This is a genomic window from Bradyrhizobium sp. LA6.8 (assembly GCF_040547935.1).
Classification (GTDB): Bacteria; Pseudomonadota; Alphaproteobacteria; order Rhizobiales; family Xanthobacteraceae; genus Bradyrhizobium; species Bradyrhizobium barranii.
In genome coordinates this window covers 1,344,766-1,371,371 of record NZ_JBEPQQ010000002.1, presented here as the reverse complement: position 1 = coordinate 1,371,371, position 26,606 = coordinate 1,344,766, and the positions used below count along the sequence as shown (strand labels likewise).

General features: G+C 58.8%; 28 protein-coding genes and 1 pseudogene. 16 read left to right on the top strand and 13 right to left on the bottom strand.

Going from position 1 to position 26,606, the window contains the following annotated elements:
• A partial coding sequence (locus tag ABIA90_RS13515) for an AAA family ATPase (RefSeq protein ID WP_354120233.1) occupies positions 1–5,034 on the bottom strand: 5,034 nt, incomplete at its 3' end.
• A gap of 527 nt (positions 5,035–5,561) precedes the next feature.
• On the opposite strand from ABIA90_RS13515, the gene ABIA90_RS13510 reads away from it, so the two are divergent.
• From ABIA90_RS13510 to ABIA90_RS13495, 4 genes are read left to right on the top strand one after another with little or no spacing between them, the layout of a single operon-like run.
• A complete protein-coding gene (locus tag ABIA90_RS13510) occupies positions 5,562–5,777 on the top strand; it encodes a hypothetical protein (RefSeq protein WP_354120232.1) in 216 nt (71 codons plus the stop codon).
• Complete coding sequence (locus ABIA90_RS13505) at positions 5,774–5,896, top strand: hypothetical protein (RefSeq protein WP_354120231.1); 123 nt, start codon at positions 5,774–5,776, stop codon at positions 5,894–5,896. Before ABIA90_RS13510 ends, ABIA90_RS13505 begins: the two co-directional genes overlap by 4 nt.
• A gap of 53 nt (positions 5,897–5,949) precedes the next feature.
• Entirely contained in the window at positions 5,950–6,675 is a 726-nt protein-coding gene (locus ABIA90_RS13500; RefSeq protein WP_354120230.1) for an ATP-binding protein, read from the top strand.
• 29 nt (positions 6,676–6,704) lie between these two features.
• Positions 6,705–6,938: a DUF6894 family protein gene (locus tag ABIA90_RS13495; RefSeq protein WP_354120229.1), complete on the top strand. Its 234-nt coding sequence runs from the start codon at positions 6,705–6,707 to the stop codon at positions 6,936–6,938.
• A 455-nt stretch (positions 6,939–7,393) separates the two neighbouring features.
• Here ABIA90_RS13495 and ABIA90_RS13490 read toward each other — a convergent pair whose 3' ends face one another.
• Positions 7,394–7,555, bottom strand: coding sequence for a DUF2934 domain-containing protein (locus ABIA90_RS13490; RefSeq protein ID WP_354120228.1), 162 nt, complete (start codon positions 7,553–7,555; stop codon positions 7,394–7,396).
• 1,134 nt (positions 7,556–8,689) lie between these two features.
• Between ABIA90_RS13490 and ABIA90_RS13485 the strand changes: the two genes are divergently transcribed.
• A complete protein-coding gene (locus ABIA90_RS13485; protein ID WP_354120227.1) occupies positions 8,690–9,163 on the top strand; it encodes a hypothetical protein in 474 nt (157 codons plus the stop codon).
• Here ABIA90_RS13485 and ABIA90_RS13480 read toward each other — a convergent pair.
• Positions 9,057–9,296, bottom strand: a complete 240-nt coding sequence (locus ABIA90_RS13480) for a DUF927 domain-containing protein (RefSeq protein ID WP_264621401.1) — start codon at positions 9,294–9,296, stop codon at positions 9,057–9,059. The genes ABIA90_RS13485 and ABIA90_RS13480 overlap by 107 nt on opposite strands.
• A gap of 370 nt (positions 9,297–9,666) precedes the next feature.
• Here ABIA90_RS13480 and ABIA90_RS13475 point away from each other — a divergent pair, with 370 nt between their 5' ends.
• From ABIA90_RS13475 to ABIA90_RS13465, 3 genes and pseudogenes are all read left to right on the top strand, one after another.
• Entirely contained in the window at positions 9,667–10,344 is a 678-nt protein-coding gene (locus ABIA90_RS13475) for a hypothetical protein (protein ID WP_354120226.1), read from the top strand.
• 502 nt (positions 10,345–10,846) lie between these two features.
• Complete coding sequence (locus ABIA90_RS13470) at positions 10,847–12,199, top strand: hypothetical protein (RefSeq protein ID WP_354120225.1); 1,353 nt, start codon at positions 10,847–10,849, stop codon at positions 12,197–12,199.
• 58 nt (positions 12,200–12,257) lie between these two features.
• Positions 12,258–12,353 (top strand): annotated as a pseudogene (locus ABIA90_RS13465) (VapC toxin family PIN domain ribonuclease); the annotation flags it as partial.
• Positions 12,354–12,394: 41 nt separating this feature from the next.
• Here the strand turns inward: ABIA90_RS13465 and ABIA90_RS13460 are convergent.
• Both ABIA90_RS13460 and ku read right to left on the bottom strand, forming a co-directional pair.
• Positions 12,395–12,862, bottom strand: a complete 468-nt coding sequence (locus tag ABIA90_RS13460) for a metallophosphoesterase family protein (RefSeq protein ID WP_247458104.1) — start codon at positions 12,860–12,862, stop codon at positions 12,395–12,397.
• Positions 12,863–12,944: 82 nt separating this feature from the next.
• Positions 12,945–13,871, bottom strand: coding sequence for a non-homologous end joining protein Ku (ku, locus tag ABIA90_RS13455; RefSeq protein WP_354120224.1), 927 nt, complete (start codon positions 13,869–13,871; stop codon positions 12,945–12,947).
• A 141-nt stretch (positions 13,872–14,012) separates the two neighbouring features.
• Here ku and ABIA90_RS13450 point away from each other — a divergent pair, with 141 nt between their 5' ends.
• From ABIA90_RS13450 to ABIA90_RS13440, 3 genes are read left to right on the top strand one after another with little or no spacing between them, the layout of a single operon-like run.
• Complete coding sequence (locus tag ABIA90_RS13450) at positions 14,013–14,408, top strand: hypothetical protein (RefSeq protein ID WP_354120223.1); 396 nt, start codon at positions 14,013–14,015, stop codon at positions 14,406–14,408.
• Positions 14,409–14,443: 35 nt separating this feature from the next.
• Entirely contained in the window at positions 14,444–14,893 is a 450-nt protein-coding gene (locus ABIA90_RS13445; RefSeq protein WP_354120222.1) for a hypothetical protein, read from the top strand.
• Positions 14,894–14,895: 2 nt separating this feature from the next.
• Positions 14,896–15,624 (top strand): SOS response-associated peptidase, encoded by a 729-nt coding sequence (locus tag ABIA90_RS13440; RefSeq protein WP_354120221.1) that lies wholly within the window; start codon positions 14,896–14,898, stop codon positions 15,622–15,624.
• A gap of 211 nt (positions 15,625–15,835) precedes the next feature.
• Here the strand turns inward: ABIA90_RS13440 and ABIA90_RS13435 are convergent, their stop codons facing one another.
• From ABIA90_RS13435 to ABIA90_RS13425, 3 genes are all read right to left on the bottom strand, one after another.
• Positions 15,836–16,318: an Xre family toxin-antitoxin system antitoxin gene (locus tag ABIA90_RS13435; protein WP_354120220.1), complete on the bottom strand. Its 483-nt coding sequence runs from the start codon at positions 16,316–16,318 to the stop codon at positions 15,836–15,838.
• A gap of 530 nt (positions 16,319–16,848) precedes the next feature.
• Entirely contained in the window at positions 16,849–17,238 is a 390-nt protein-coding gene (locus ABIA90_RS13430) for a type II toxin-antitoxin system VapC family toxin (protein ID WP_354120219.1), read from the bottom strand.
• Positions 17,219–17,500 (bottom strand): AbrB/MazE/SpoVT family DNA-binding domain-containing protein, encoded by a 282-nt coding sequence (locus ABIA90_RS13425; protein WP_354120218.1) that lies wholly within the window; start codon positions 17,498–17,500, stop codon positions 17,219–17,221. The genes ABIA90_RS13430 and ABIA90_RS13425 overlap by 20 nt, the downstream gene beginning before the upstream one ends.
• Before the next feature lie 179 nt (positions 17,501–17,679).
• Between ABIA90_RS13425 and ABIA90_RS13420 the strand changes: the two genes are divergently transcribed.
• Positions 17,680–18,264: a hypothetical protein gene (locus tag ABIA90_RS13420; RefSeq protein ID WP_354120217.1), complete on the top strand. Its 585-nt coding sequence runs from the start codon at positions 17,680–17,682 to the stop codon at positions 18,262–18,264.
• Positions 18,261–18,674, top strand: coding sequence for a hypothetical protein (locus tag ABIA90_RS13415; RefSeq protein ID WP_354120216.1), 414 nt, complete (start codon positions 18,261–18,263; stop codon positions 18,672–18,674). The genes ABIA90_RS13420 and ABIA90_RS13415 overlap by 4 nt, the downstream gene beginning before the upstream one ends.
• Positions 18,675–19,227: 553 nt before the next feature.
• On the opposite strand, the gene ABIA90_RS13410 is transcribed toward ABIA90_RS13415, so the two are convergent.
• The 4 genes from ABIA90_RS13410 to ABIA90_RS13395 all read right to left on the bottom strand — a co-directional run bounded on the left by ABIA90_RS13410 (position 19,228) and on the right by ABIA90_RS13395 (position 21,762).
• Entirely contained in the window at positions 19,228–19,437 is a 210-nt protein-coding gene (locus tag ABIA90_RS13410) for a hypothetical protein (protein WP_354120215.1), read from the bottom strand.
• A 113-nt stretch (positions 19,438–19,550) separates the two neighbouring features.
• Entirely contained in the window at positions 19,551–19,766 is a 216-nt protein-coding gene (locus tag ABIA90_RS13405) for an AbrB/MazE/SpoVT family DNA-binding domain-containing protein (RefSeq protein WP_354120214.1), read from the bottom strand.
• Between the two features lie 396 nt (positions 19,767–20,162).
• Positions 20,163–21,464: a type II toxin-antitoxin system HipA family toxin gene (locus ABIA90_RS13400; protein ID WP_354120213.1), complete on the bottom strand. Its 1,302-nt coding sequence runs from the start codon at positions 21,462–21,464 to the stop codon at positions 20,163–20,165.
• On the bottom strand, positions 21,436–21,762 hold the full coding sequence (locus tag ABIA90_RS13395) for a helix-turn-helix domain-containing protein (protein WP_354120212.1): 327 nt from the start codon (positions 21,760–21,762) through the stop codon (positions 21,436–21,438). The genes ABIA90_RS13400 and ABIA90_RS13395 overlap by 29 nt, the downstream gene beginning before the upstream one ends.
• A gap of 243 nt (positions 21,763–22,005) precedes the next feature.
• Between ABIA90_RS13395 and ABIA90_RS13390 the strand changes: the two genes are divergently transcribed.
• Positions 22,006–22,407, top strand: coding sequence for an alpha/beta fold hydrolase (locus ABIA90_RS13390; protein WP_354120211.1), 402 nt, complete (start codon positions 22,006–22,008; stop codon positions 22,405–22,407).
• Between the two features lie 49 nt (positions 22,408–22,456).
• Here the strand turns inward: ABIA90_RS13390 and ABIA90_RS13385 are convergent, their stop codons facing one another.
• Complete coding sequence (locus tag ABIA90_RS13385) at positions 22,457–23,365, bottom strand: hypothetical protein (protein WP_354120210.1); 909 nt, start codon at positions 23,363–23,365, stop codon at positions 22,457–22,459.
• 262 nt (positions 23,366–23,627) lie between these two features.
• Between ABIA90_RS13385 and ABIA90_RS13380 the strand changes: the two genes are divergently transcribed.
• Both ABIA90_RS13380 and ABIA90_RS13375 read left to right on the top strand, forming a co-directional pair.
• Complete coding sequence (locus ABIA90_RS13380) at positions 23,628–24,500, top strand: zinc metalloprotease (protein WP_354120209.1); 873 nt, start codon at positions 23,628–23,630, stop codon at positions 24,498–24,500.
• A 23-nt stretch (positions 24,501–24,523) separates the two neighbouring features.
• Positions 24,524–26,542, top strand: a complete 2,019-nt coding sequence (locus ABIA90_RS13375; RefSeq protein ID WP_354120208.1) for a S8 family serine peptidase — start codon at positions 24,524–24,526, stop codon at positions 26,540–26,542.
• Positions 26,543–26,606: the final 64 nt, after the last annotated feature.

Genomic DNA, 26,606 nt, shown 5'->3' with positions numbered 1-26,606 from the left:
GCGTGCTTCGGTCCCATAGGGAACGCCGGCGGCGATCGATTTTGTGAAGACTTCAGCGAGATGGGGAAGATCATCGGGATGTATCGTTCCGTTTGTGCCCCAGTTCCTCAGCTCTTCCAGTGACTGGCCGCAATACTCAAAGATTTGATGATTTACGGCTTCGAGGTCACCATTCGGGGCCAAGACCGCAACGAGGCCCGGTATCCCGTCAATCGCAGAGCGCAAACTTCGCTCGCTTTCACGGAGCGCCTCCTCGGCACGTTTGCGTTCGGTCAAATCGAGCACGAATGCGAGGCCCTTGTCACCTCCTTCCTTGAACATCGCGGCGCCAATAAGCACAGGAACGCGGCTGCCATCCTTCCGAAAATACTCTTTCTCGAAGGGCTGAACTATCCCGGTTGAGCTCAGTTCTGTCAGGGTCAATATGTCCCGCTCGCGCCATTCGGGCGGGGACAGCTCGGTCCAGCGCACGCGGCCCGAAACCAAGTCCTCACGGTCATATCCTACGATACGTAGAAACGCGTCATTGGCTTCAAGAATTCGACCTTCGCGGTCGGCAATGATGATTCCAATGATGTTGGCGTCGACCAAACGCCGAATCTTCCCTTCGCGATCTGCGACGTCGCGATAAAGCCGCGAATTTTCGAGCGAGATCGCCGCCTGCGACGCAATCACCGTCAACAAAGCGACGCGGTCGGGCGTAAAGACTCTGGGTGTAAGATTGTTCTCCAGGTAGAGAATGCCCGTAAGCTTTCCCTGGTTGATCAACGGCAAACAGAGAATAGAGCGGAGATAATTCTTAACGATGTAGGGATCGGCAGAAAATGAATCGTGAGATGACGCATCGTCGAGAATGACGCTTTCCCGGGTGCGCAGGACATAGTGGAGCACCGACTCCGGCAGCACTGTCGCAGCCACGTCCTCGTCGCGCAGATGCACGGTCACCAAATCGCCATCAGTCGTGGCTTCGGCGGCGATCCGCTGCTCGGCCCCGCGTGAAAAGATCAACAAGCCTCGTTCGGCGCCAGCCTGTTCAAGCGCCGTGCGCATGAGCGTGTCGATCAGTCGCTCCGGGACGATCTCGCCCGATATGGCCTGCGACACCTTTGTCACCGTTGCGAGGTCGAGTTGCTCGACCGACGCTGCGATGGTGCTTGTCGAAGCAGGTGCGGGCTCTTCCATTCTGAGGCGCGGATACATCGCATCGAGTTGGCGCACCTTGCCATCCGCACCCCAGCGCAGATAGCAGTCCCGGGCGTTTCGCAGATAAAGGTGCGCGATTTGATCGAAGCCGCACGCGGTGTAAAAGCGCGCCGCCAGCTCTTTGCCAAGCGCCTCGTTGTGGACAAAGCCGTTTGCCTGTGCCGAACGGATGGCTTGCTCGTAAAGGTTCATGGCATCGAACGCGCGGCCATCAATCCGGGCAATCTCCGCACTAACCAACGCTGCGCGGTCTTCGAAGTTTTCCGGACAGGCCGCGGCCCAGCTGGCGAGCTGACAGTGATGAGGGGCCAAGGCCTCCAGAGTCGGCGTCCGCTGGCTGGCGGGCATCGAATCGCAAAACGCCGCGTACGACAAGGCGGCGTAGAAGTGATAGTCGGCCGCCTCCATGATCGTGAGGGACATGCTCAGAAGCGGCTGCGCCTTTGATGCAGCATCAACCGCCGTCGCATAGTCACCAGCCAAAAAGCGGGCCTGCAACTTGCAGATCCAATACAAGCATTGGGCGGCCGTCACGTCCGAAGTGTTCGCGAAATCGCGTTCGATTCGCTGCTCATCAAACTGCCCGTCATCCAAGGAGCCGAATCTTGCCGTTGCGCCGCGCAGCATTCGCACGATAGCGAGTGCCACACCGATGATTTCGAGGTTTGTGCCAAGCTGTACGTGGCCTAAGTGTACCCTCTCAGCTTCACGTTCGATGTCGGCAAGCGCATCACCGACCGCAAGAAGATTCAGGACCCTCAGCCCGGAGCAGATCCCCGCATACACGAGGTCGCCGGTTTTCTGCGCCGCATCAAATGCGCGGCCGATGAGTTCGCAGCATGTTCTGATATGCCTTGTCCAAGGCATGACCATATTTCCGAAATTCAGATACACACCCGCCTGGAAGCGCCATAGTCCACGCTGCTCGGCGAGCTCACAAGCGAGTTGCCCGACGCGGTACGCGCCCTCGTACTCGGCGAACCGCAGCCCGGCGATCATTCCAAGCCGGCCATAGGCGACGGCAGACGCGTCGCTGTTGCCACGATCCAAGGTAAGACGCAGCATTTGGCAGACGACGAGCGTGTAGAGGTTGAGGTCGGTGTATTGTGCCGGCGAAGAGAGCCGGTTCAGGACATCTAGCTCGGCGAGGGATGCCAGGTCGGTCATCAAGGGAAGGGCGATCAGCTCCTCGGTCGCGCGCCGGCCGAGCTCCGACCAGACACGCTGATACGCTCGGCGCGCCTCCTCATCCGTCGGATGCGGCGACCAGCTGATGCCGAGATACCTTAGGTACTCGAGACCGACGGCGACCGAGCGGCTGGGCTGATTGAGCGTGAGGTAAAGGTCGATTCCGAGGCGCGCCACACCCGCTCGATCAGCCATATCCGTGACGCGAGCAGATAATGCAGCCAAGTGGTTTTCTGCGTCCGAGAGCGCGCCAGTCAAGAGCTCGCATTCGGCGCGATGGAGGTCGAGTGCGAAGACGAGCTCCCACCGGTGCTCCCAGCAACCCTCTGCCAATAGGCCTCGACCGGTGATAAAGTAACTGAGCGCCGAAACGTAGGCAGCCGATGCTTTGGCGCGCCGGCCTGCTGCCAGGTTCAATTCCGCGGCCTGCTCGCGTTCATCGACCGATGTGATCAAACCAAGACCTCGGTTGAGCTGATTAACGATCTCAAAGGTCGCCTCGTCCCGCTTCTCCGGAGATGTCCGCGCCGCGAGCAGTCTCCCTATTCGAAGGTGCGCCTCGCCGCGCAGCTGCTCCGGGATTAGCCCATAGGCGGCTTCCTGAACGCGATCGTGGACGAACCGGTAAGCGCCTGCCACACGCTCGACCAACTCCTGATGGCGGGCCGGCCACAGAGTCGTATCGAGTTGCTCCTCCGACATCCCAAGTACCATCGAAAGTACTGTGCTCTCGGCAATGTTTCCAAGACAAGCCAGCTGCTGCAATGCATTCTGCGCCTCGGTCGGCAGGCGAGTTAGCTTCCCGACCATAAGATCAGCGACGTTATCGGTGTAGCCCGTGGCTTCAATGCGGTCGATATCCCAGGACCAGCGCACGCCATCATGATCGAATGTGAGTAATCCTTCCTCGACGAGCGAAGACAGGAATTGAATGGCGAAAAACGGATTGCCGCCGGTCTTCATATGCACCAGCTTCGCAAGCGACGCAGCACGCTCTAACTCACAGCGAAGAGCGTCCGCAACCAACTGCTCAAGGTGCTCTTGGGCGAGCGGCGACAGCTTGATGTCCGCGACCTCTCCGCCGGCGGCCTTGATGACGTCGAGCTTTTTCATTAGCGGATGGGCCGCTGCGACTTCGTTGTCGCGATAGGCACCGATCAAGATGAGGTGCCCCTGCCCCAGATCTGGCCGCAACAGCTCCTCCAGCAGATCAAGCGTCGCTGCGTCGACCCACTGCAGGTCGTCGAGGAAGAGCGCCAGTGGCTGGTTCGAGCGGGCAAGTGCGCCAATGAAGCGCCGAAATACGAGTCGAAAACGGCTTTGTGCCTGCTGTGGCGGCAACTCAGGAACCGGTGGCTGGTCTCCGATGACTAGCTTGAGTTCGGGTATAAGGTCGATCATGAGCCGCACGTTCGATCCCAGCGCCTCAAGAAGCGCGTGGCGCCAGCTTGCCAACTCGGTGTCGCTCTTGCTGAGGAGAGACCGGACGAGACTTTGAAAAGCCTGCACCAGTGTCGCGTAAGGGATATCGCGCTTGTACTGGTCGAATTTGCCAGACGCAAACAGGCTGCGCTGCGGCACGAGCGCCTTGTGTAGTTCGTCGACGACTGAGGACTTGCCGATGCCGGAATATCCTGAGACCAGCACCAACTCCGGCACACCGGTCTTGATGATGCGATCGAAGCAGGAAAGCAACGTCGCGATCTCACGATCTCGTCCGTACAGCTTTTCAGGGATCAGCAACTCATTCGGCGTGTCCTGCAGGCCCAGCGGGAAGTCATCGATGCGGCGGCGCGCTTCCCATTCCGCCAGGCAGCGTCGCAGATCACGCTCGACACCGCCGGCGGTCTGGTAACGATCCTCGGGTGTCTTGGCGAGCAGTTTCATGATGATCGCCGAGACGGGCGCCGGGACACTCTCCAACCGCTCCCTTGGCGGCATCGGCTTTCTGGCAATATGGCAGTGCACCCACTCCATGGGATCGGCCGCCGTTAAGGGCAGGACGCCCGTGAGCATCTGGTATAGCGTGACGCCGAGGGCATAGAGATCGCTGCGGGCGTCGATCGAGCGGTTCATCCGCCCGGTTTGTTCGGGTGCCATGTAGGCGAGCGTACCGGCGATGGTTTCGGGCGGCTCAGGCGCCTGCCGCTCGCGGGACAGGCGCGATGCGATGCCAAATCCGGTGAGCCGTACGTGTCCATCGGCGCAGTGCACCACAATGTTAGCTGGCTTGATGTCCTTGTGGATGAGGCCGCGCTGGTGGAGCTTGCCTATAGCTGTTGCGGCACCGATCGCGAGGGCCAAGAAGCCTCCCACATCCATGGGTGAGCCGAGCAGCCTAGCGAGCGGCTCGCCGCCGGGATCCTCGAGCACCAGCAGCATGGTTCGGCCGCTGCCCCGCTCCACCTTGAGCGGTCGCACAGCCCAGGCTGCGTCCAGCTCATCCTTCAAGCTCAATTCGTGAGCGAGGCGATCGAGTCTTGAGCGGGACGGACGGTCGACGGCACGGGCGTCAAGCAGCACGGCGAGCCGGTTGCCATTGTCGTCCAGTCGCCAGCCACGGCTCAACACGCGCTCGCCGTCCTCCCACAACACCTGAGAGCTATCGTCCGAGCACGCGATGTTCAGCGACTGCTGCACCATCTGTCAGTCTCCGACGTCGGACTTTGGCTTGAAGTCGGCTGATCAAGCTCTTCGTGCGCCACACGCGCGGCCGCTCGCCGGAATGGCGAAATCGTACTCCATCGCCCGAGAAATGCCAGCCGTCCTTTGGTCTTTCGCGGCGGCCGCGAGTTCCGCTCGAGCGAATCCTCGTGGAACGAGCCCGCACTCTCGCCGCAGGACCTCCGGCGTGCCTCAGCCGTTCCGATAACGGTCGGCTATCAACTCCATGGCGAGAGGTGATTTTCCTTTCAACCGGCTTGAACTCAATCTGCAACCCATCGTCGCCCGACCTCGTGTACGGGCCGAAGTCGGCGTTCCGTTGAACGATCGCAGGCCAGGAGGCCCGACATGCAGATCAGAGAGACAATCGACAAGCCCTCCACAGCCTCGACCGAGAGACCGCCGAAGGATGTTACCGTGCTCGTGGACAGCGCCGGATCGCCCTCGGAGTGCAGCACGCGTTCAGCGCGAAGGTGCGAGCCGTCCACCCCGGCGGTGACAGTATCGTGTCCAGGTGGGTGGACATTCCGCTGGTCGGCGGCAACGGCCAGATCTCCGGGGTTCTGTGCCAGTCCATGCCGCCGTCCGACGCGCGCGGCGCGTTGGTGTCCCGCGGGCCCGGGGAGGCGAGGGCAATCGAGGACGTGGCGCAGCTCGTGGTCCACGACATTAACAACTTTCTCGCTGGGCGGCTGCCCGCATTGGGAGGAGCCTCCGCATGACCGAATACCTAATCGCCTCGCGCGCCGCGATCATCTGGACGAGCCTTGTAGTGGTACCAGCCGAGATCCTCTTTGACGCGATAGAGACCGAATTGGAGCGCCGCGGCGTGGAGCTATAGGGCTCCCTGCTTGGTCCTGCGGCAGCCAGAGAGAAAGATCGTTGGAGCCCGAAATGACAAAGCACATTGCACCGTTACCGGATCCCGATGGATCGTTGCTTCTTCGTGAATTGAACCACAGAGTGAATAACGAGCTCACTAGCGCTATCTGCACGGTTTCAGCCAAAGCGGTGAAGTCGGATGACGTGGCAGTCAAGGCCGCGCTCCTCGATGTGGTCGACCTCCTGCATGGTTACGCTGATGTTCACAAGGCACTTCGCACGCCGGATCCTGGGCACCTGACCGACGCCGCAAGGTACCTCCAGCCTCTTTGCTTCTCCATCACGAAATACCGACTGGACCGGCTCAGTATACGTCTCTTGTGTTCGGCGAATGATTTGCGGCTTGAGGGCGAACGCTGCTGGAAGCTTGGGTTGATCGTAGCCGAGCTGCTCACCAATGTGGCACGACATGCTCGATTTGACGATAGACATCCGGAAGCGAAAGTGAAGTTGCTGCTTGCAGGTAACGTCGTAAGGTGCACGGTCTCTGACAATGGCTCGGCATCTGATCTCATTGTGCGCGGTCGTGGGCTAACGATCGTCGGCGAGTTGGCCGGCAGTTTGGGTGGCCGCGTTCATGCGTCTTGCGCCGCCGAAGGGTCTTCCTTCCTTCTCACCTTCCCATTGACTGAATCCGAGCAACGTGCCGCCGGCGCGACTCATGTTGTCTCGAAGCGAAGGAAGGTGCGTCGTCACAGGTTGCGGGTCCCAAGAGCCGAAGATGCAGCGGCTGGCTAGGCCAGTCGTCCCACTGAAGGAGGCCGAACATGACCCAGGTATATTTCCACTGCTCCAACACGAAGAAGGTTTTCGTCGATTATCGCGGCGCCGTAGTGGACGATCTCGCTGAGGCGCGGGATCTTGCGACGCGTGTCGTGGAATCCGTCACCTGCGAGCGCAGCCTCGATGATTGGCGTGACTGGGTTTTGCATGTCAGTGACGACCGGGGCGATGAGCTCTTCATTGTTCCCTTCACTTTCGTGCTCGGCAAGCCGCACTGACAAGGCTGGCCCGCCTTTGTGTCGACGCTGGAAAGGCTAGTCTACCTGATCATCATGGGTGACGCGGCTTCATCGCTGTTGCCTCGAACATCAGTGCAGCTGAGGATTTCGGCCACTTCTCTTCCATCGATGCGCCCGTTCTCGGCAAGCCCACGAGCGACTGCCTCAAGCTCAGCCCGACGCGAGTGCAGCAAATCTCTGCAGGCTTGGGCAGACTCTGACAACTGGCGCGCTATCGCGGCGCGCACATCGGGAAAGTTGCAAGCTGCCGGCCTTCTCCGCCAGAATCACGAGTGACGCCAAGTTCGTGCGTCCAGTGCCTGGCCTCGTAATCCATCTGCTTCGGTCAGCCTGGCCGCGCTTTTTTCAAATGCGAAAGGCCCCCGGTTGAAACCGAGGGCATCATCATTTTCCGCCGCGGTGATTCTCGCGGCTTACTTCCACGTACTCGCTCTCTAGAGAGTATCGGGGGTGCGCAAAGGTGAGCCTTTGTCCTCGTTAAGCAACTGCTGCTCGGCCAGGCTCCGGAAACCATCGTCTCGTCCTTCGGGCTTTCCCGCGTCTTCCCAGAGCTGATAGGCACGTGCAGCGACTGCCTCGTCAATCCGTCTGTTCATAGGACTTCTCCTGATCCTCAACCCAGGTAAACCGAAGACGTTCCTGCTTCCGGGTCAGCGCCTTAAAACTGGCGGTTGGAGCCTGGCCAGTGAGGCAGGTAACTCCTGAATTGCGCGCCGAGCTGGAGGAATGCCCGCGGCGGAACGACACCTACCCCCAACGTGAACCGGCGGCCCTAACCGCCTGCCCATAAGGCAGCACAAACGAACTGTTGGGCGCAGTCGTGCCGGTGAACGGCAGAAGGCCACCGACCGGAATGCTGTATGGATTGCCGAAGAAGCCTGAAGGTAGAAAGCTGCGTCGACAAGGTGCCCGCAACCAGTTCGGTGCTAGGTGCCGAGCGCAGCGGCTTGGCCCCCAGGCCGTCAACATTGAGCGTGGTAAACGTTGGCTGGCCGCCCAGTCGATCGCTTTTGATAGGTTCGCTGGGGCACGAAACTGCACCAACTGCTCGAAGTTCACGGGATCGTCCATCTCTCGTCCTCATGCAATCTGCATGCGGTTGTAAGTACGAGAGTAGGAAGCGATCCGTCATGTTAAGGCTACGGAGGTTGCGCGTTAGCCGGACGCTGCGGATTTTGATGGCCGCCAGCGGGACACGGGTGCAAAGGAGCCAGAGCTCAAGGCCCAGCGTCCCGGACGGGCGAGTGGGTAGGGAGCTAAAGTTACCTCTCACCTCGGCCGGGCAGCAGAGGCAAACCCAATTCGCGAGCTCGTCGCCTAACGGATGCGATGTGACGTCCAATCTCTCGCGCCATCGCTGGCACTCTTTCCTTACGTTGCGCGAGTTCGATCAGCAGCTTGGTCTCTTCTTCGGTCCATTTGCGGGGTTTTGCGGGCTCCATTGCTGTTCTTGCTCCACGAATCGAAACCGGCATCAGTCTGTGACTGCGATTCTGGCCCGATGAAGGCGATCACGTTCGCCGTCGTCGGGCCTGCACCTTGGTACAATGATGGTCTCCGGCCAGTCGCCCTGTGGCTCACCGGGCATATTCGACGTCGCGCGTCAGGAACACCTAGGCCGGTGGTTAACCCTGTTGGCAAACACCCCGTGCGTGGTACGTGAGCCGCCGCCATGTTGCCTCATGGATCGATGAATTTTCACCGGCACTATTTTAAGGTGAAGAAGCATCATGCTGAGAATGGTGTTGTTGGGTCTCCTCATCCTATTGGGTGTTGGATTTCTGGTGTCGATGGAACTCATAAATCCGGCGCGAAGTACAGTAGCGGTCGTCCAGCCCCTTGCCGAAACGACCGTAGGCATTTCCGATTCACATGGTGCGTTGGCGAAAGCTGATCGACTAGAAATTGCCGCTGCGAGCAGCGAAACTCCAGCGCAGCCTTCTCTAGTCGAGGAACGCATTTCTCCATCGGAAGGCATGGGTATCGATTCTTCGGACCCCCCCAAGGTGATCGACCACCATCGGCACCATCCCAAATCAAAGAAGGTTGCCGCTGCCCTTCCTAAGTCGAAGTCAAAGGAAACCGAAATCAAGCGAACTACCATTTCCGGGCGTTCAAAGGCTGCCGGCGACACCGAGCCCTGTCGGCTAAGCGCGTTCGGTGGTTTGCGTAAGGCTTTGAACTCAATCGACTGCGAGATCTGAATAGGAAGCTGGACGATGCGCCCTTGAAGTGGATGCCGCCGCCCTCAGCTGCACACGGTCCGACCAACGGACCAGCAAAGGCCGCCGACAGAGCCAGCACCAGCCGGCCATTGCCCTTGGCGTAGCGCGCCACGTTCTGCTGCCTGTCAATCGGCTAGCAAATTTTGGACGCCGATCCCCCGGCTTAGGGGGTCAATATTGCAGGCCGAATGACAGCGTTGCCCCGCAAGGCGTACGGGCCGCCGCTAAGCGCCCGCTAGATGTCGGCTTTGATCGCTGAAGCGGTGGATGCGATCAGCGTCCGCGAACCCGCTCAGTATCGCGCGATAGACGCAAGTCGTCGGATGTAAATGCCGCTGGACGCTGATGTCCGTTTCTCCCCCAACAGCGGCGCTAAAGCGGACATCGCCGGAGGTCTGGGTTGGGCCAAAAGCCGACAATATTGCTCCCAGTGGTTTAGTCGAGTATGCTCAACTTTAGGGTTATTGGAGGAGGAAAGCTGGATGTTCGGCTGGCTGCGGAGGGCCCCCGCGCCTCCTACGGAGCAACAGCGTGAGGTGTGGCAGGCGCTGTCTGAGTATCCGCCTTACGCGCCACCCGAGTGGGATCCAGACACCAAGTCGATGCACGATGCTTGCGTGGAGTACCAGGAGTACTTTTTTGACAGCAAGCCACTGCGGCTCGAAGCATTGCGCACTTTTCTTGCGAAGTTTGGTACTAGGTTAGATTTCGACGACGCTGGCATTTTGGCGGTATCCATATGGATGCATGGGTATGCGGATCTGCTTGTAGGTGATCTCAACGATCACGCCACTATTGACGCATACCAGGGCTTCGCCCCCCGGTGGACAGGGCCGCTGGCGGGTCTCAATCCCATATTCGATCTTGGCATCTATCATGCCGAATGCCTTTGGTTGCGACGGACGAAGCTAAAATGGATCGTGGGGCGCGGCCCTCAGAAAAATGTGTCGGCGCACTTGATTTCCGGTCTCCCTGGTACCGGAAAGCTGTTCAATCCGATCTCCAGGGCATACGGGCACTCCTGGAATATCAGCTCCGCAAAGAGACAAGTGCGAAAACGCTTCCCAGGTGCCGAGGCTGCGTTGGAGCTACAGCGGGACACCCTTTATCGTCTCATACTGTCTCAAACTCCACCGGGCCGCAGAAGTCGCAGAACGTGACTGCTGGACTGAGGAGCGGCCGTCGGGCGTCTACGCATTAACATTGCCCCATGCAGACATCGCTTCGTGCTTCCCAATTTCTCCTTTGGGTCATTCGCGTCGGTTTGGCCACGTGCCGAAGGCTTCCGCTCTACCCCTACAAACAGACATCTTTACCGTACGTCGGCAAGTCTCAAAGGGGCCAGAAGGCGACATCGCCGCCCAACTTAGGGACCTCAATTTTCGATGAAGAGCGGTAATGAGAGGTGCCCTTGTGATACTGTTTCACTGGACGTCGGAGAATGACCAATGGCTTGGTGGATTTTCGTGATCGTTTCGATTGGGTCTATACCCCTCGCGTCTGCAATGGCGGGCGAGCGCAACAGATCACCCCGGCGATGGTGCTGGACAGCCGTGGTGGTGGGACCATTAGCGCCGTTAGCGCTGCTAATCCTTGGGGACGCGCAGCGTCCGGCTCAAGTCAACTGAAGCAAGTTTGTTGCGGGGACTAGGGCGCGACGAAGTGAAGGGCAAAGGCAGCCGCGACACAGAGCGCGACGGCAATGGAGGCGGACCACCATTTAGCGGGGTAGCCACCGAATGCCACCTGCTCAACGAAGCGTCTCATCAGCTTCCCCCGCAGAATCACGAGAGAATCTTAGCAAACCAGCAGCGTTTTCACACAGCCAGGGTCAATCGCGTCACTTTGGGCGCGTGCCGTTCGCTTCCGGTCTACACCTGTGAACGGACATTGTTAGACCGCTCCGGCATGTCTCAAACAGGCCAAGAGCAGCTTGAAAGTGCCTCCAGATCGCGATTGGCAGCCTGCACAACCTGCAGTAATCTGACCATCGCAAGGCTTGTTCCTCCTAAACTACACCGAGGTTCGGCGATGTTGGAAAAAATAGATGCGCCTCACGATCGAACAGAGAAACCTGATTACTCGTTTAGTAAATTCAAGTCGTGGTTTTTTAGATCACCTAGAACACTTAAGAATGCAGATGACTGTTTGCCGAGCGATGCATTGAATCAGCTCCGTGCAGAAGTTGTTGGCAGGCCCCTTTCTGATGATGTAGCCGAAATGATCTCAGCTGCTTTTGGGGTCGGAGAACGTATACGCTCGCGCAAGATGTATATTGAGGCCGCCCTACAGCGCCTCCAGTTTGTAGTCTCATGTGCTTTACAGGAAAAGCCACAGTTAGTCCTCGCGCGAGATGAATTGCTGCGAATACAGTTAGAAATTTCTCAGAACTCTGGCTATATCGGCGGACGGATTGCGCGGTTGAGCGGCGGCAGTTCGACTGTGATGGTACTAGCCGCCTTACTAGCGTCTCTATTGCTGTGGGGGTTAGCAGTGGTTGGAGTACGACTATTGCTCGATGGGCTAGTGTTAGATTTTTTCAGGTTTCGGCTACAACTTACTTCTGGTCTTGTTTCTGATCTGTTCAAGAACGTCTTTTTTATGGACCAGCGAGCATTGCTAGTCATTGTGTCAGCGGCGTTTCTCGGTGGTGTAGTGAGCATTGCCACGCGGCTGGGTGAATTTGCCAAAGTGCGCGGGCTTGATCCATTTGCAATGTTTTGGACTGCGATGCTGAAGCCGTTGATCGGGGTGACGTTATCCGTGTTTATTTTAGCTGCACTCTCGGGAGAGATCGTTGGCCTTGGTTTGTTAGGTAAGGACCCACTGGGCCTAGTAAAGAACGATCAAGCAATTGCCATTGGAGATGCAGGAACGTTGAGCGCAAAGACTGCCTACATATTGTGGGTTATCGGGTTTTTGGCCGGCTTCAGTGAGAGATTTGCAAGCGATTTTGTTCAACGGACCGAGGGGATAGCAGGCGGCAACGTGGTTGGCGATAAGCCGACGACCTAGTCGGCTCCCGATAGAACGCTTAGCCGCTGGCGAGGCGCTATGTATATCGGCTAGCCGAATGATCTTGCTCAATACCAATGTGGTCTCCGAGGCGATGAAGCCCGAACCGCATCCATCGGTCCGCGGCTGGCTCGACGCCCAGGCGGCCGAAACGGCACCGAAAGTTTCGCCCGACTGGACGTGCGGCGGCGCGGTCTATCCAACTTCAAGATCGTGGATGATCGGTTTCAGACCGTCGGGCGAGATTTCGAGGCGCGCAAGCGTGATCGGTAGCTTGAAGCGTCGGCGCCCAGCACTGCCGGGATTCAGGTAGAGTACGCCGTCGACGTTAGTGATCTTCGGCACGTGAGAGTGGCCCGAAACAATGACATCGATGCCCTGAGCTACGGGATCGACCTGCAAGGTGTTGAGGTCGTGCAAAACGTAGAACAGCCGTCCGGCGAGCCGCACGAACTCGGTTTCGGCAAATTCGGTGGCCCACTCGCCCGTATCCACGTTTCCTCTGATCGCCGTGACGGGGGCAATTCTCCGCAGCGCGGTGATGATCTCGGGATCACCGATGTCGCCGCCGTGAATGATGTGGTCGACATGGGCCAGCATGCGAAGAGCCTCCGGCCTGAGCAGGCCGTGCGTATCCGAGATGATGCCGATGGTGAAGGTCATCGAACCGTCCGGTGTCGAAGCACTTAATCGCGCGTTGGGCCGCGGCTTCCTGATGCACCGCGGTGCCCCGGACATCGTCCGCCTAAGCCGACTTCCGCCGCTGGCCCGTCACGGGTTTCTTCGCCGCAGCTTCCTTCGCCGGCTTCTTGCCTTGGATCGGCATCAGCATCTCTTTCTGGCCCGCCGCCGCCTTGCGCGGCTTCTTGGTGGGCTTCGCTGCCTTTGCCGGCGCAGCCTGCCGACCGACGCTTTGGCGCAGCGCCTCCATCAGATCGACCACGTTTTCGCCTTTGGGCCGCTCCTTCGGGCGGATGGTCTTGCCTGCGCGCTTCTGGTTGATCAGGTCGACCAGCGCGGTCTCGTAATGATCCTCGAATTTCTCGGGGTCGAACGTGCCCGTCTTCTGGTTAACGATGTGCCTTGCGAGGTCGAGCATGTCCTTGGTGACTTTGACGTCCTGGATCTCGTCAAAGTACTCCTGCTCGGAGCGAACCTCGTAGGGGTAGCGTAGCAGCGTACCGACGAGCCCCTTCTCCAACGGCTCGAGCGCGATAATGTGCTCACGGTTGGTGAGAACCACGCGGCCGATCGCCACCTTGTCCATCTCCCGGATGGTCTCCCTGATCACCGCGAAGGCGTCGTGACCGACCTTGCCGTCGGGACGGAGATAATAGGGTCGGATCAGATAGCGCGGGTCGATGTCGGCCTTGTCGACGAACTCGTCGATCTCGATGGTCCGCGTCGACTCCAGCGCCAGCTCCTCGAGCTCCTCCTTGGTGACCTCGATGAACTGTCCTTTGTCGAGTTCGTAGCCCTTGACGATGTCCTCGTTCGCGACCTCGTCACCGGTATCGGCGTCGACCTTCACGTACTTGATCCGGTGACCGGTCGCTCGATTGAGCTGATTGAACGAGATCTTTTCGGATTCCGATGTCGCCGGATAGAGAGCCACGGGACAGGTGACAAGCGACAGACGCAAGAAGCCTTTCCAGTTGGCTCTCGGGGCCATGTTACGCAGAACTCCAGTTCGGGACGGCTCGGATTCAAGACGAACGGGAGGGCATGGTTCCGACAGCATGGACGGGCCCCCAAGAGGATATTTTTCATGTCGGCTATCGACTCTTTTGTTCTTGTTATGTTCTATTGAGGCATGACGGACCGAGCCGCAAGCTGGCGCATGCCGAACCCGAAGGAGATGGATAAGATGGCCGCTTTCGTCGGCAGAAACGTGCCTCCGAAGCCCGGATTGGCTCCGGACGCTGATCTGCCGCCGGCATACTGGCAGGCGCTTCTGGACGACCCTCGCGCAGAGAGCAGGTCGGGCCCATCTGGGGGGGCGCTGCGGCTGAGCCAGATTCCTCAACATATTCTGAGGGTGGGGTGCCGGCGCTGCGCCAGGGTCGTCGAGATTCAGAAGGTCGATGCCGTCCGCCTTTATGGTCGTGAGGCGCTCTGGAAGGATGTCGGGCGGCGGCTCTTGGACAATACCTGCACGCAGCGGACCGGGCGCCACGAGGAAGATGGCTGCTGGCCTGCGTTCGAGTAGTCGCCGGCGTGGCGTGGCCGGAACTGGATGCTGCCATGGCACCGAAACATCACCCGACGCCCCTCAGCGGCGGCGACCGTAAGGCGCTCGCCAAGGAATTGGGGAGGGCGCGCACGATGACGACGATTCTCGCTGGCCAGTCTGCCGAAGCCCGCGCCAAGGGCGAGACCCTCATCCGACAGGCCGACAAGCTGCTCTGCGAATCGTGGAATGAGAAAATGTGGGCCGACGGAGGACCGATCGACCCATCGCCGACGGTCGATCAGGCCATCAACGGCAGTTACGCCTGGCTTGAGATCGAGTGCTCGCGGTGCAAAACCCGGCGAGACGTCGACCTAGCGGCGCTGCGCCATCCACCGACCACATTCGTCCATGACTTGGCGAGCCGCCTCCGCTGCAGCAAATGTAGCAAAGCAGGTCGCCGGCCTTCAGCTACCCTTCTGCAACTCGCATCGCGCTCCCGCCAGGCCGTTCCGGAGACCTGATCGTGTGCAATCTCTATTCGATGACCAAAAACGCAGATGCGATCCGCCGCTTGTTCGGGGCGCTGAACAGCCGCGTCGGAAACCTGCCGTCGATGCCGGGCATCTTCCCGGACTACCCAGCGCCGATCGTTCGCAACAGGGCCGAGGGACGCGAGCTCGTCATGGCACGTTGGGGCATGCCTTCTTCGGCGCAGGTGCTCATGGATGCGACCAGGAAACGCGCAGAGAAACTTGAAGCCAAGGGCAAGACGATGGACTTCAAGGAGCTGCTGCGGATGGAGCCGGACAGTGGCACGACCAACATCCGCAACACCAGCAGCAAGCATTGGAAGCGGTGGCTCGGCCCAGACAATCGCTGTCTGGTGCCGTTCACCAGCTTCAGCGAATACGACACCATCGACGGCAAGAAGGTGCCCGTGTGGTTTGCTACGGATGAGAGCCGCCCGCTGCTCGCATTCGGAGGCATCTGGACGAACTGGACTTCAGTGCGCAAGGCGAAGGAAGGCGAGGTTACAGCCGACGTCTTCGGCTTCCTCACTTGTGAGCCGAACGCCGAGGTAAAGCTCGTCCATCCCAAAGCAATGCCAGTGATCCTCACCACGACCGAAGAGTACGACGTTTGGATGCGCGCCCCCTGGGACGAAGCGAAGACGTTGCAGCGTCCGATACCAGACGGTGCCCTTACAATCGTGGCGACCGGTGAGAAGGAGGACAGTGGAGGCAGCGCTTAATGTCTCTGTCCGAGCGGCTTTTTTCATCGCGGGTTATGGACATTTGATTCCTGGCGAACCGCCATGGCGCGAATGTGACGCCGGGCGTCCTCAATCGAACGGGACGGTGTCGTGAGATTCGCTTACGCGCGAGAGCCTTCGCTACCTGCGAACTTCGCGTGGGAAAACGGCGATCGAATCTTGCCGCCTCCCAATGGCTCAACAGAAGGCGTCATGCATAGACGCCGTGTGCGAGGCGTGTGAGGTATTCTTCAACGAGCTCGATGCCTGCTGGAGTGGCAAGCAGGTCGATCGGGCGGCGCTGGTCAAGACCGATGCCCGGACGCTCGAGCCACTGCTCTGCCTCTTCCTGCGAACCGAACACGTCCGTGGCCTTGGTCAGGATTTCAGCAAACTTCCAGGTCCGCCCACTTTGCGCCCGGCTGAGCGGCTTGTCCGGAGCGTCCTTGCGTCGCTGAAAGGTGCGAAGGCTCATTCCGAAGGCGTTTTCCAGCGAGTCCGTTTGAATGAAGAGGAGGTGACGGACGAAGTGGGTCAGCGCGGAGCCTGGCAGGCCGTTCAGCAGCAGTTCGTGGGCGTCGAGGGTGCTTGTGATGCGACGCGACAGAATGCGCGGCCCGCCGAGCAAATCGGCCACCTTCTGCAGATCAGTGCTTGGCCCCTTTGAAGCCGATTTCTCGGCCGCTGCAGTCATAGTAGTCCTCGCGTCATGTATCGCCTAGCATGTGTCACATGTCGCAATTGATCAAGCGCGCATTGTCGAGCTCAGGGATGGTACTCGCCGCCAGCATCGCCTGCCTGTTCGATTGCCAAAGATCCTGGAAACGCCCATTTTGACTGCATTTTTGCGGTCGTTGGCGCATGCGGCTTTAGGGGGGCATACTTTACCTGGTAACCACCCTTCGGACCTCGCCAATATCTATTTTGGATCAAATGATTTCAGGACATTAGCGGCGCCATAGGGGACGAACTATGCCCGGTGCCGCACGGTGCAGCAGCCGTGGGTAAAGTTGGTCCCCTATAAGTTTGTCCCCTATTTGGGGCAAAGTAGGTCCCCTAGCCTGAGACAAACAAAACCCCTCTGGCGACGGCGGGGTTTTTCGATTCAGGGTCCCGATAAGCGGTGCGCTGGGTCACGCCGCTTCTACGGTCCGGACTGTTGAAGTAGGCGTTGGGGCAAATCCGGGATAGGTGATATTTTCTCGATGCTGCAGCGCCAGGCGGTCAGGGCGCTCGCACCTTGGTGCCGCCGAGGGCGTTGGCGGCTTTGGCGAAATCCTGGTCAAAGCTGATGAAGGCCTCACAGCCTTCCGCCTTGGCCAGATGTAGGCCATCCGCAAAGTCCACGCCCTGTCGCATCCAGCCCAACGCTTTCGCCGCGGCGGTCGCATCTTCCAGATTCGCGCGCGGCAGCCCCGCGAAATCCGAGAGGGCCTTGGCACACTGGACAGCGGAAAACCCATAGACGCTCCGCAGCACCCACTCAGTCTCTAGCAGCACTGTAGTGCAGACGAAGATGTCGTTGTTGTCGATCAGCCTGCGTGCCCGGGCCGCCTGTCCGGGATCGTCGCCCACCAGATAGCGCACGATGAGATTAGTATCGATTGCGAGCATGCCGCCGTTTCGCCTCGGCGGCGATCCCCGCATCCATATCCACGATCGACTTTGCCGGCCCCTTATATGGCAGGGAGCCGAATACGTCCTTCGGCCTGGTGGGTGCAAAGGCGGGCATCGCCTTCAGCAATACGCCCTCGGGAGTATCCTCCACCACCAGTTCCGTTCCCGCAGGCCAGTGCCGCTGTTCCCGGATCGCCTTGGGCAGTATCACCTGGCCCTTGGTCGAGACGGTGGTGGTCAGTTTCTGTTTGGCGGGCATGGCGCCTTCATTCGGTAAGACAAAAGTAAGATAGCGGGTCCCGGCCGAATGGCAAGGCCAAGTGTGCTCAATAAGTGACGGACAGGACCAGTTGGAACTGGGGATTGGGGTCATCGAACCCCATTAACCAATTTACGGCGGTGCGGTCGTTCAGGAATTCCTCGTGATATGATTGGACCATGTCGGTAAGCAAATTGGATACTGAGACCATAGTCAGGGCCTTCGAGGTCATGGGCGCCTATCTCCGCGACCGAAACCTCATCGGAGAAATCGCCGTCTACGGCGGGACAGCGATTCTCCTCCAGTTTCCGTGGCGAACGGCGACGGATGACGTCGACGCGGTCTTTTCGAGGGGCGAGGCGGAGGCCTCGATGAAGGATGCCGCTGCCTACGCTGCCACTCTACTGCGTTTGCCGGACGACTGGCTGAACAACGCTGTCGGCGGCTTTACTCCGGAATCGGAAACGGACGATTTCTTCCTGCTGCAGGGCGACTATCCGCGTGGAGACCGTCCGGGATTGAAGGTCTTCATGGCCAAGCCCGAGTATCTGTGCGCCATGAAACTGAAGGCGCTGACACGGGCCAGCTTCGAGGACAGGGATTTCAATGATCTGGTGGAGCTTGCATCGGCCGCCGGCATCGAGGACGCCGAGCAACTAACGGACTTGTTCTTCCGGTTCTATCCGGACGAAGAACTAGATCCGGTCGCCAAAACCCGTATTCCTGAGGCGATCGAGGCGATCAGAAGGAGACGACCACGATGAGCCGGCCGCAATCCTTGCAGGAGGTCGCCGACGATGCGGTCTCCGGACGCAAGTCGTTCGGGCATGCTCTCGACGAATTTCTGGACGCGTTCTATCTCGACCACCCGAACAAGTCGCAGCAGCAACGGCGGCTCGATGCAGCGCCGAATTTCACAGGCAACCCTCTTCAGGATGCGTGGTTGGGCGCGGTCGGCGAACATCTCGCCCGTCGCTGGAGGCTGGACGTGCCGACGTGGACGCGACGTCCGCAGCACTATGCTCTGAACGGACCGACCTTCGCTCCAGATTCGCGCCCGCTCCGCCACATACTGATCGCTCAGAGCCCGGCTGCCTTCAAATCGCGCATGATCTTCACGTTGGCTGAGCCCTTGCAAAGGGCAAGATTTCCCCGCGCGGCGGACGTCCCCTGACCCCCTTCCCACGATTGGAGTTTCCACATTGCGCGGGCAGGAGACGCACAAGGACAGCCAGGCTCAATTGCGGCCATCGATCCAGCCGAGACCGCGCAGTGCGTCTGTTGGGGGGCTGCAAGACAAGCCTCGATGTAAGGAGCGAGCCAAGCAGGGGCTCAGCTCGACCAGTCCCTCGGAATCGCAGGAAACTTCGATTATACGGCTGCTTTGTCACCGTCGGCGGCGCTTGATTTTTGAGTACCTACTTTGCTCGGCAAGGAACGGTTAGCTTGCCGATGTGCGGGACTCGCCCTTTGGGATTTCAACGATTTGCGGAGGCCACTAGGGGACGTACTTTGCCCGGTGCTGCAATGATCGAGAACAGCGTGCCTAACCCTAAACACTGCAAGGCGATCGCAAGCCAGAAAAGCAACGGGCTCTCATCTCTCAGCAGTACACCCCCGAAGCCCAATGGTATCTGCATCGTTCGGAGGCTATTGAACAACTTAAATCGACCAGCGCGAACGCGACCATCACGACCATAAGTATCGATATCACTAGCATCGGCGGATCAGCTACCCAGAATGCTGCGCATCTCTGATAAAACTTCGATCATCAAACGAGGCTTGATGCGACCGAGTCGTTCCGCGTGGCGGGCCTCGATCGTCGCGATCTTACAAGGTCGAATGATGGAGGGAGCAGGCAGACCGGCCTCTTCGTAGCGACTGATTGCACGATCCTCGGGCCATGTTCTGTTTTCAGCACCCGTGATCATCACCACCCAAAGAAGGTTTCCATTTTCCCCGATGCCTCCTGGATATAACGAGTGCCGGGCGATGCTGACCAGTTGATCGATCAGTGTACGGGAAAGGAACCCTAACGACGTCACCCTGCTTAAAGGCTGGCATAGGCTTTCCGATCTGCCTCGCTGTCCCATTCGCTGAAGGTGACGAAGCGATCATCAACCAGAGCAAGCTCAGCCTTTGTCATCACGACCTTATCACCGGTGATCGTATAAGCGATCTCATCACCTTCCTTCAGATGCAGAGCGGATCGGACTGCCTGGGGGATCGTGGTTTGAGCTTTGGTTGTAAGTTTACTCGTGATCACGCTCGCCTCCAGTCAAGGATTTTCCTTACTGTAAGAAGTTTCCTTTCAATTTCAAACCCCAATACCTGCGGAACGACGCGGGGCTGGCGGGGCTCTTGCTTGGCAATACCTCTAACGGCGCACCAGGCCGGCGCCGCCCACGATCCCTTTCTAAAGAAAGTAGCCGGGAGACCTACTTTGGTCGGAAGTCGCCACTTTTCGCGGCCCGTCGCCGACGTTGAGATCAGGTTTGCAACAGCTTGCAAGGGGTATAGGGGACCTACTTTGATCGGCGCCACACAGCCTCGAGCCTTGCAGACCGAGAGATCAGGCTGGCAGACGCATCTAGAAGCCTGCTCAGAGAGCCGAAAAGGGGTTTCACACTCCTACGAACGTTAGGGACCTGTGTGAGGTCGCTTACGGCCGAAGCGTCGACGGTTCGCTGTCTTCGGTCGGTTCCGGCTCGAGCTCGGCGAGTTGTTGCTTCAGATGATCGGCCCGCCGGACGACCGCTTGGCGTACCTGATCGAGCATGGCGTGACCGCCGCCGGGCATGGCCTCCACTTCCTTCATGGCATTGTCGGCCTCTGCGATGACCGCAGTTGTTAGACGCTCGACGCGCCGCAGCACGCCATTGGGGTCAAGTGCACATTCGATCGCGAAGCGTTGCCAATGCCGACCGCGCAGATGATCCCCGCGGGTCTTCCCGGCGATCTTCTGCGCCATGTTCTTGGTGACGTTCTCGAACACTTCGGCGCACATCACATCGTAGAGCGGCGCCATCGTGAATCCGCCCGCGTTGATCAACAGCGAATAGTTTTTCGCATGGGCGTCGGTATTGCAGCAGATGACGTTCGTAATCACCATGTCGAGCAGTCGCGAGGTGTCGTCGATGGACATATGGGCACGCGTCACGCCGAACATGTCTTTCAAGCTTGGACCGGCGATACCCGCGTGATTCGACTGGTACTTCGCCTCCGGCGGTTTGCCGAGCGCCTGGCAAAAGTCCTCCTGGTGCAGGCGACGCCATCGACCTTCGACATGGCGACGGTCGTAGCGCTCCACCAGGAGATAGTGGCGCTTTCCGGCGATACCCGTGGTGACTTGCGGTACCTGCAGGCCGATGCGGCGTGCGAGCGTCAGACAGAACGCTTCGTTTTGCACGCCGCCCCACAGCCTTTCGGCGTCGGGTTTGAGGATGTGGGTCGACGGAGCTCCATCCACCGGAATGTAGACGTGGTTTCCGTCCCAGGCGACGGCGAGTTTGGTCTGAGCGCCCGCGAGCGACATCGAAACCCCGTCCTCGCCGGCGAGGAACGGTTTGTTCGGCAATTCGTCGATGATGCGTTCGAGATCCTTGGTGGTCTCGACGACACGCCAACGATCAGTGACGATGCTGGTGCCGGCCCGGCCGATCGACAGCGCGCCGGCGGTATCGCGTCCCACCTGGGACAGGATACCAATGATGTCCGCAGGAGATCGACCGAGCATCTGGCTGAGGGCCTGCAGTCCCTGGCTTTCGGGTAGCAAGTTGGACGCCCAGGGCAGCAGAATTTCCGGTCCGAAGGCCTCTTTCCGGAGCGGCATCGTGACGGAGACCGGAAACGCGCCACGCAGGCCGAGCCAACCTGCATCGTAGACGAACGAGGTCCCCTTCTCGGATATCTCGATCTGGCCGACGAGGCGAGTTTCAAAGAATACGGGGAGTTGCTGGCTCATTCGAATCCTCCTCGCTGTCGGGGATGTCCGGGATGTCCGCGGCCGCGATGGGGCTCGATATCCCAAGGGCATTGTTGAGATCGACCCGGGCCGCTTGGGCGAGAAGGAGCATGAGACCGATCTGGCCGCGCGGGTTGCCGTTCTCAACGTCGATGATGAAATGTCGGCTGACGCCCGTTGCAACGGCGAAGTCGGCTTGGGTCATCCGCATTTCCTCGCGACGCGCACGAATTGCTTGGCCGACGCGTCCAGCAAGAGCGGCCGCGCGTTGTTCCAGCGGTGTCTGTTCCCGTTCCATGGCATCTTCTCAAGTAGCTAGATAGCGACTTTAAGGTAATTTAAAACCGGCCGCAAGTAAAAAGTAGCTAACTGGCTACTTTTCCTGAAAGTAGCTGGGTAGCGACTTTTAGGCGCTCTCAGCTGCAAAGGCCATAAAAAGTCGCTGCCAAGCTACATAATCAGGGAAATCACGGACTCGGGAAAACCTGCCTAGGTCAAAGACCAAGTGGTACCTCCCCAGCTCGAACGCGGTCGTGCAGGCTTGAGCGCCACCGCCAGGCCACCAAGACATTATGGCGGCAATGGCCGCCGCACTGGAATGTCGGCGGTACCACGCGACCGAAACATCGCGGCGCACGACAATCCCGACTACGTCGACGTCGTGATCCACTCCTACCGCCACCGGTACGGCCTGGCCGACGGCGATCCTAGGTATAAGGACATCCAGGACAAGCTTGCGGGCCAGCCGGTCATCACCGTCCCGACCGTGACGCTCGACGGCGACGCCGACGGCGTCATCCCGGTTACGGACGGCAGCGCGCATGCATCGAGGTTTTCCAATCGCCTGGCGCATCGAATTGTCGCCGACGCGGGGCACAATCTAGCCCAGGAAGAACCCGAAGCATTCGTTCAAGCGGTCTTGGACGTCTTGCCCGCGAAGTAATGTAGGCCCGAACCATTTGCAATCTGCACTAAACTCTGTGCGTACCTGTTTATCTACGCAAGCTCTGAATGAGGATCTTGCTGTTGAGTTGCTGCAGCACTTGATCGAGTTTCAGTTTCGTCGCGAAGCCGATCCGCGCCTCTACTCCGGCCGGGCGCCGCTCGATCCGATCAGGCGTTACTTGAACCGGTATAAATTCCTTTATGTTCTTCGATCGAGCTTCGTCCGCTGTAAATTTTCCGAACTCAGGATTCGGACGCATCTCGGTCTTTCCTTTGATTAGAACCTCTGTGAACCGCTTCCGGAAGTCCGAAGGGTCCATTTGCACCATTGCAATGTCGACCGAGTTTGTCGACTTGGAGTCTAGGCCGAAGGTGACTTTCGTATTGGTTGCATTCGCCAGAATGAAATTGGGCGTGACGCCCGCGGTCAGCGTCACCAGGAACTCCATGGTGTAGCCGATCGACTTGTCGTTGTTGAAGCCCGAATGAAGCGTCGAATTCTGATCCACGAGATATTGTGCCTCGAAGACGCGAACGATCCAGTCACCCAATCCTAATTGGCCTTCAAGGAGTATGGGGCTGGTGGGAGGACAGGTGTGAGTGGCCGCCTCGACGAATGCAACATAAACATTGAGTAGAGCCGTACGTTTCGCGTTGAGCGACGCACCGAGGCTCACATCGAGAGGACTCACACTGCCAAAGGGTCCGGTCAACGACGTGGACGGCGTCACTCCTCCCGTGGAGTCGACAGAAAGTGTCAACGTGAGACCCGCTGCCCAGGTACTTAAATCCGGAAACCGCCGATCATCCTTCAATTTGAGAAATGCCGCACCGATCTCGCACTTGACGCGCTCCTCGACGGCCGCGAGGGAAACGTGGTCGACCGACTCCGTCGGCATCGTGGCGCACGACGTCAGCAAGGCGCAACAAGACGCCAGCAAAATCCGCTTCAACATATGAAAGAGCCCCCAAAGCAAATAGCGTGACACAACCCCAGCGAGAGAGCAAGCTTGACGACACTTTGCGTCAGGGTCGCTGCCTCAACGCACACCGGTATCGGTCGCGATCACTCGACGCGATGTCTTCCGTTGCGGATTCTCTTTCATACGACCTTGACGTGTCTCCACGCACGATCTAGCCTATCGACTTAATCGCCATTTTTAAACACAACGACATTTTTGAACGGCTGAGACAACGTCAGCCGTAGAGGGTATTGCTATGCACAGATTGTTCTCGGGAAGTATCCTGGCTTTGACCGCGGCTCTGGTTTGCTCAGCAGCATTCGCCGACGCAGAGAGCCCTACCGAATTGACTCGCCGACTTCTGCAGGAGGCGGTCGCCGAACCATCCAATTCGGCGAAAGTGGATAGCCTTATAAAGGTCCTGGTCGAGTCGCCCGCGGGTTCCGGACGCTACGTAGTCGAGGGTGATATCTCGATCGCTCGCGAGGAGATAGTCGACTACCTGAAATCGCTCAAAAATCCCGATATCGCCAATTCGAGATCTGATGAGCTCATCGTCAATCTCGTCGGCGGCAAATTTGACTATTGGAAGACCCCGGAGCAACGAAAGCTGACGTTCGGTTTCGATGAAAAGTCCTTCCCTACCGCTGACAGCCTCCAATTTACGCGCGCGAAATTCCGCGCTGCTGCGGATGATTGGATCGCGGTGTGTCCCGAGTGCGGGATCACTTTCACCGAGGTTGCCGAGAACCCGTTCTTTAAGATCAAGTATGAGCCGACCTCGGATGGGACGATTGCCATGTCGTTCTTTCCTAGTTCACCTCCTCCAGACAGGTTTCTCTACGTATACAAGCCGTTCCTCGCGCAGGACCTGCAATTCGACCCAGTCGGTGTTCTGAGGCACGAAATCGGTCATATCTTGGGCTATAGGCACGAACACATCGCCAACATTCCAGGCTGCGCGACCGAAGGCACGAGTTGGAAGCCGATCACGCCGTACACGGCCAACTCGGTCATGCACTATTTCTGCGGAGGCAAAGGAAGCCTCGATCTCGCGCTACGGGATGCAGACAAACGCGGGCATCGATGTCTCTATCAGACGGGCAAGGCCTGCCCGGTTAGCAATTAGCGCAAGCGACGAAGGAGCAGTCGATGCGTGTCGCAGTCGTACTGGCCATAGTGCTGCTCGCCTTGGTTATCGAGCCGGCCGCGTGTCAGAACGACGCGGAAAGCCAAGCAGGGTCCTCGTTTCAAATTGAATTTCTTGGCAAAGACCCCTCGGCCGACTGGGCCAAGACCGTATTGACGCTGATGAAGACGGGTGACGTGCCGACGAGTACGTTGACGCTCGAGAAAGGCCAAGACCCCTGCAACGCGGTCTTGCAACGGCTTCAATTCGACAAATTTCATCTCGGTTGCTCCGACGGGATGAAGGAAGTCATCCGGCAACTCAACCCCTCCCTCCCCTCTCCTTCGCCTATTGGCCAGGCGGTCCTCTATCCGGATCTCCCGATAACCAAATCCGTGCCGTGGCGCGCCGCTTTCGACAGCGCGATTCCGGAAGAAAATGATCGGCTGGTGAAAGTCCGGGAGCTCTGGAAGGGTCGTAAAACCGGTGAGAAAGCAGCCGGTACGCAACGCACGTTAGGATTCGAGGGCGTCGCAGTGGAATTGAAGGTGCCTACGAGTCCCGAGAACTACAAATGGGTCGAAAGCGTCGAAAAATTCAACAAGGATATCGATCGGTTCGAGACGCGAGCGGTGGCAAAAGAAAGCAACCCAACGACCAATCCGAAATACAGCAACACGCCGATCGACTGGGCCGAGAGCTGTAATGCGCCGCCGATCCCGGTGACCGCCGCCCCCCCCTACATTTCCCTCCTGAACGCGACGGACAACCCTAGTTGCACGGTCGCTTGCTCGAAACCTGGCAATCCGAGTTGCCCTGAGATCGTCCTCGTTGACCAGGCCGTCGATCCTCACCCGGATCTAATCACCGCGTTGCGCAAGCCGAACATTTCGCCTGCGAATAACTGGTGCCCATTCAAGAAGTACGACGAGACGAAAAACCACGGCACCCATCTCGCTGGAATCATGGTCAGCGCAGGTGCCGCCACCGGCTTTAGAGGACTCGCACCGAACGTTTCTCTCGACAGCCAGGCGATTGCCGATGCCGCAATAAAAAAGCTTTTGGATACGAAGGCGAATTTGGCAGGAATGAAAATCTACGTCTACGCGGGCAAGTTCAAGAACGACTATTCGATCACGACGTCTGAGACTCGTAGGCATAAACCGCCACAGGTCGAGGACATGTTGTCCAGCCAAGGACTATGGGTGGTCGCGGCCGGGCAGCAGCCCATGGTCGACATCGGCCGAAAAACGGCGGACTCCCCTATGAACTTGGGTGATCAGAAGAATGTGGTCGTCGTAACCGCATGCGATGATTGTTATGCGGCAGGAGCGTCGGTTCCGGATTGGGCAAACTATTCGACGGAAGGGTTGGTCACAGTCGCAGCTCCCGGCGGTTCCGGCGCCCGTCAGATCCCATCAACTATCGATGCGAGCAGCCTAGGCCTCGCCTACGGGACCTCGCAATCGACAGCTTTGGTCGCTGGTCTACTTGCCGAAATGGCGAGCTGCTACCCGCAGCGTTACGTGAACGGATATCTTCTCAAACAGCGGCTCGAGGCGATTGCGAAACCCGCTTCAACGGGGGACATGTCCTCGAAAGTTTCCGCCGGCATTGTGGACGCGACCTTCGCCTATCGCGATCCCGATGCGCAACTGCTGAAACTCGCCGGCGAGACCGTGAAGAGTGCAAAAAATCTATGGTTCTGCACCGAGAACATCCGTCTCAAAGACATCACGGACGAAGATGCTCTCGAAATCGGGCCCATTTCGGTCAAGCGGATACGAGCTATCTATCGACAGATAGCCGGAAGTCAGTCCGGTTGGCGTATCAAGTATCAGTTGAAACAAGGAGAGCCAACCGTCACATCGCCATTGGTCAACTTCGTCACGGACGCTTCCTGGGCCCCCGACAAGCCGTTATTCTACGTAGAGGGTTCGACTGATCTTCCGTCACGCCCCATTCTGGTCGATGAGGTCGAAGTTCTGATCCCGGGTCTTACTGGTGGCAACATTCCTCCAGCCTTCCAGGGTTGCCGATGAGCTTGGCTCGAGGCATCAGCCCATTACTCGCAGCTGTCTTAGTTGCAATCCAGCCTTCGCTTGC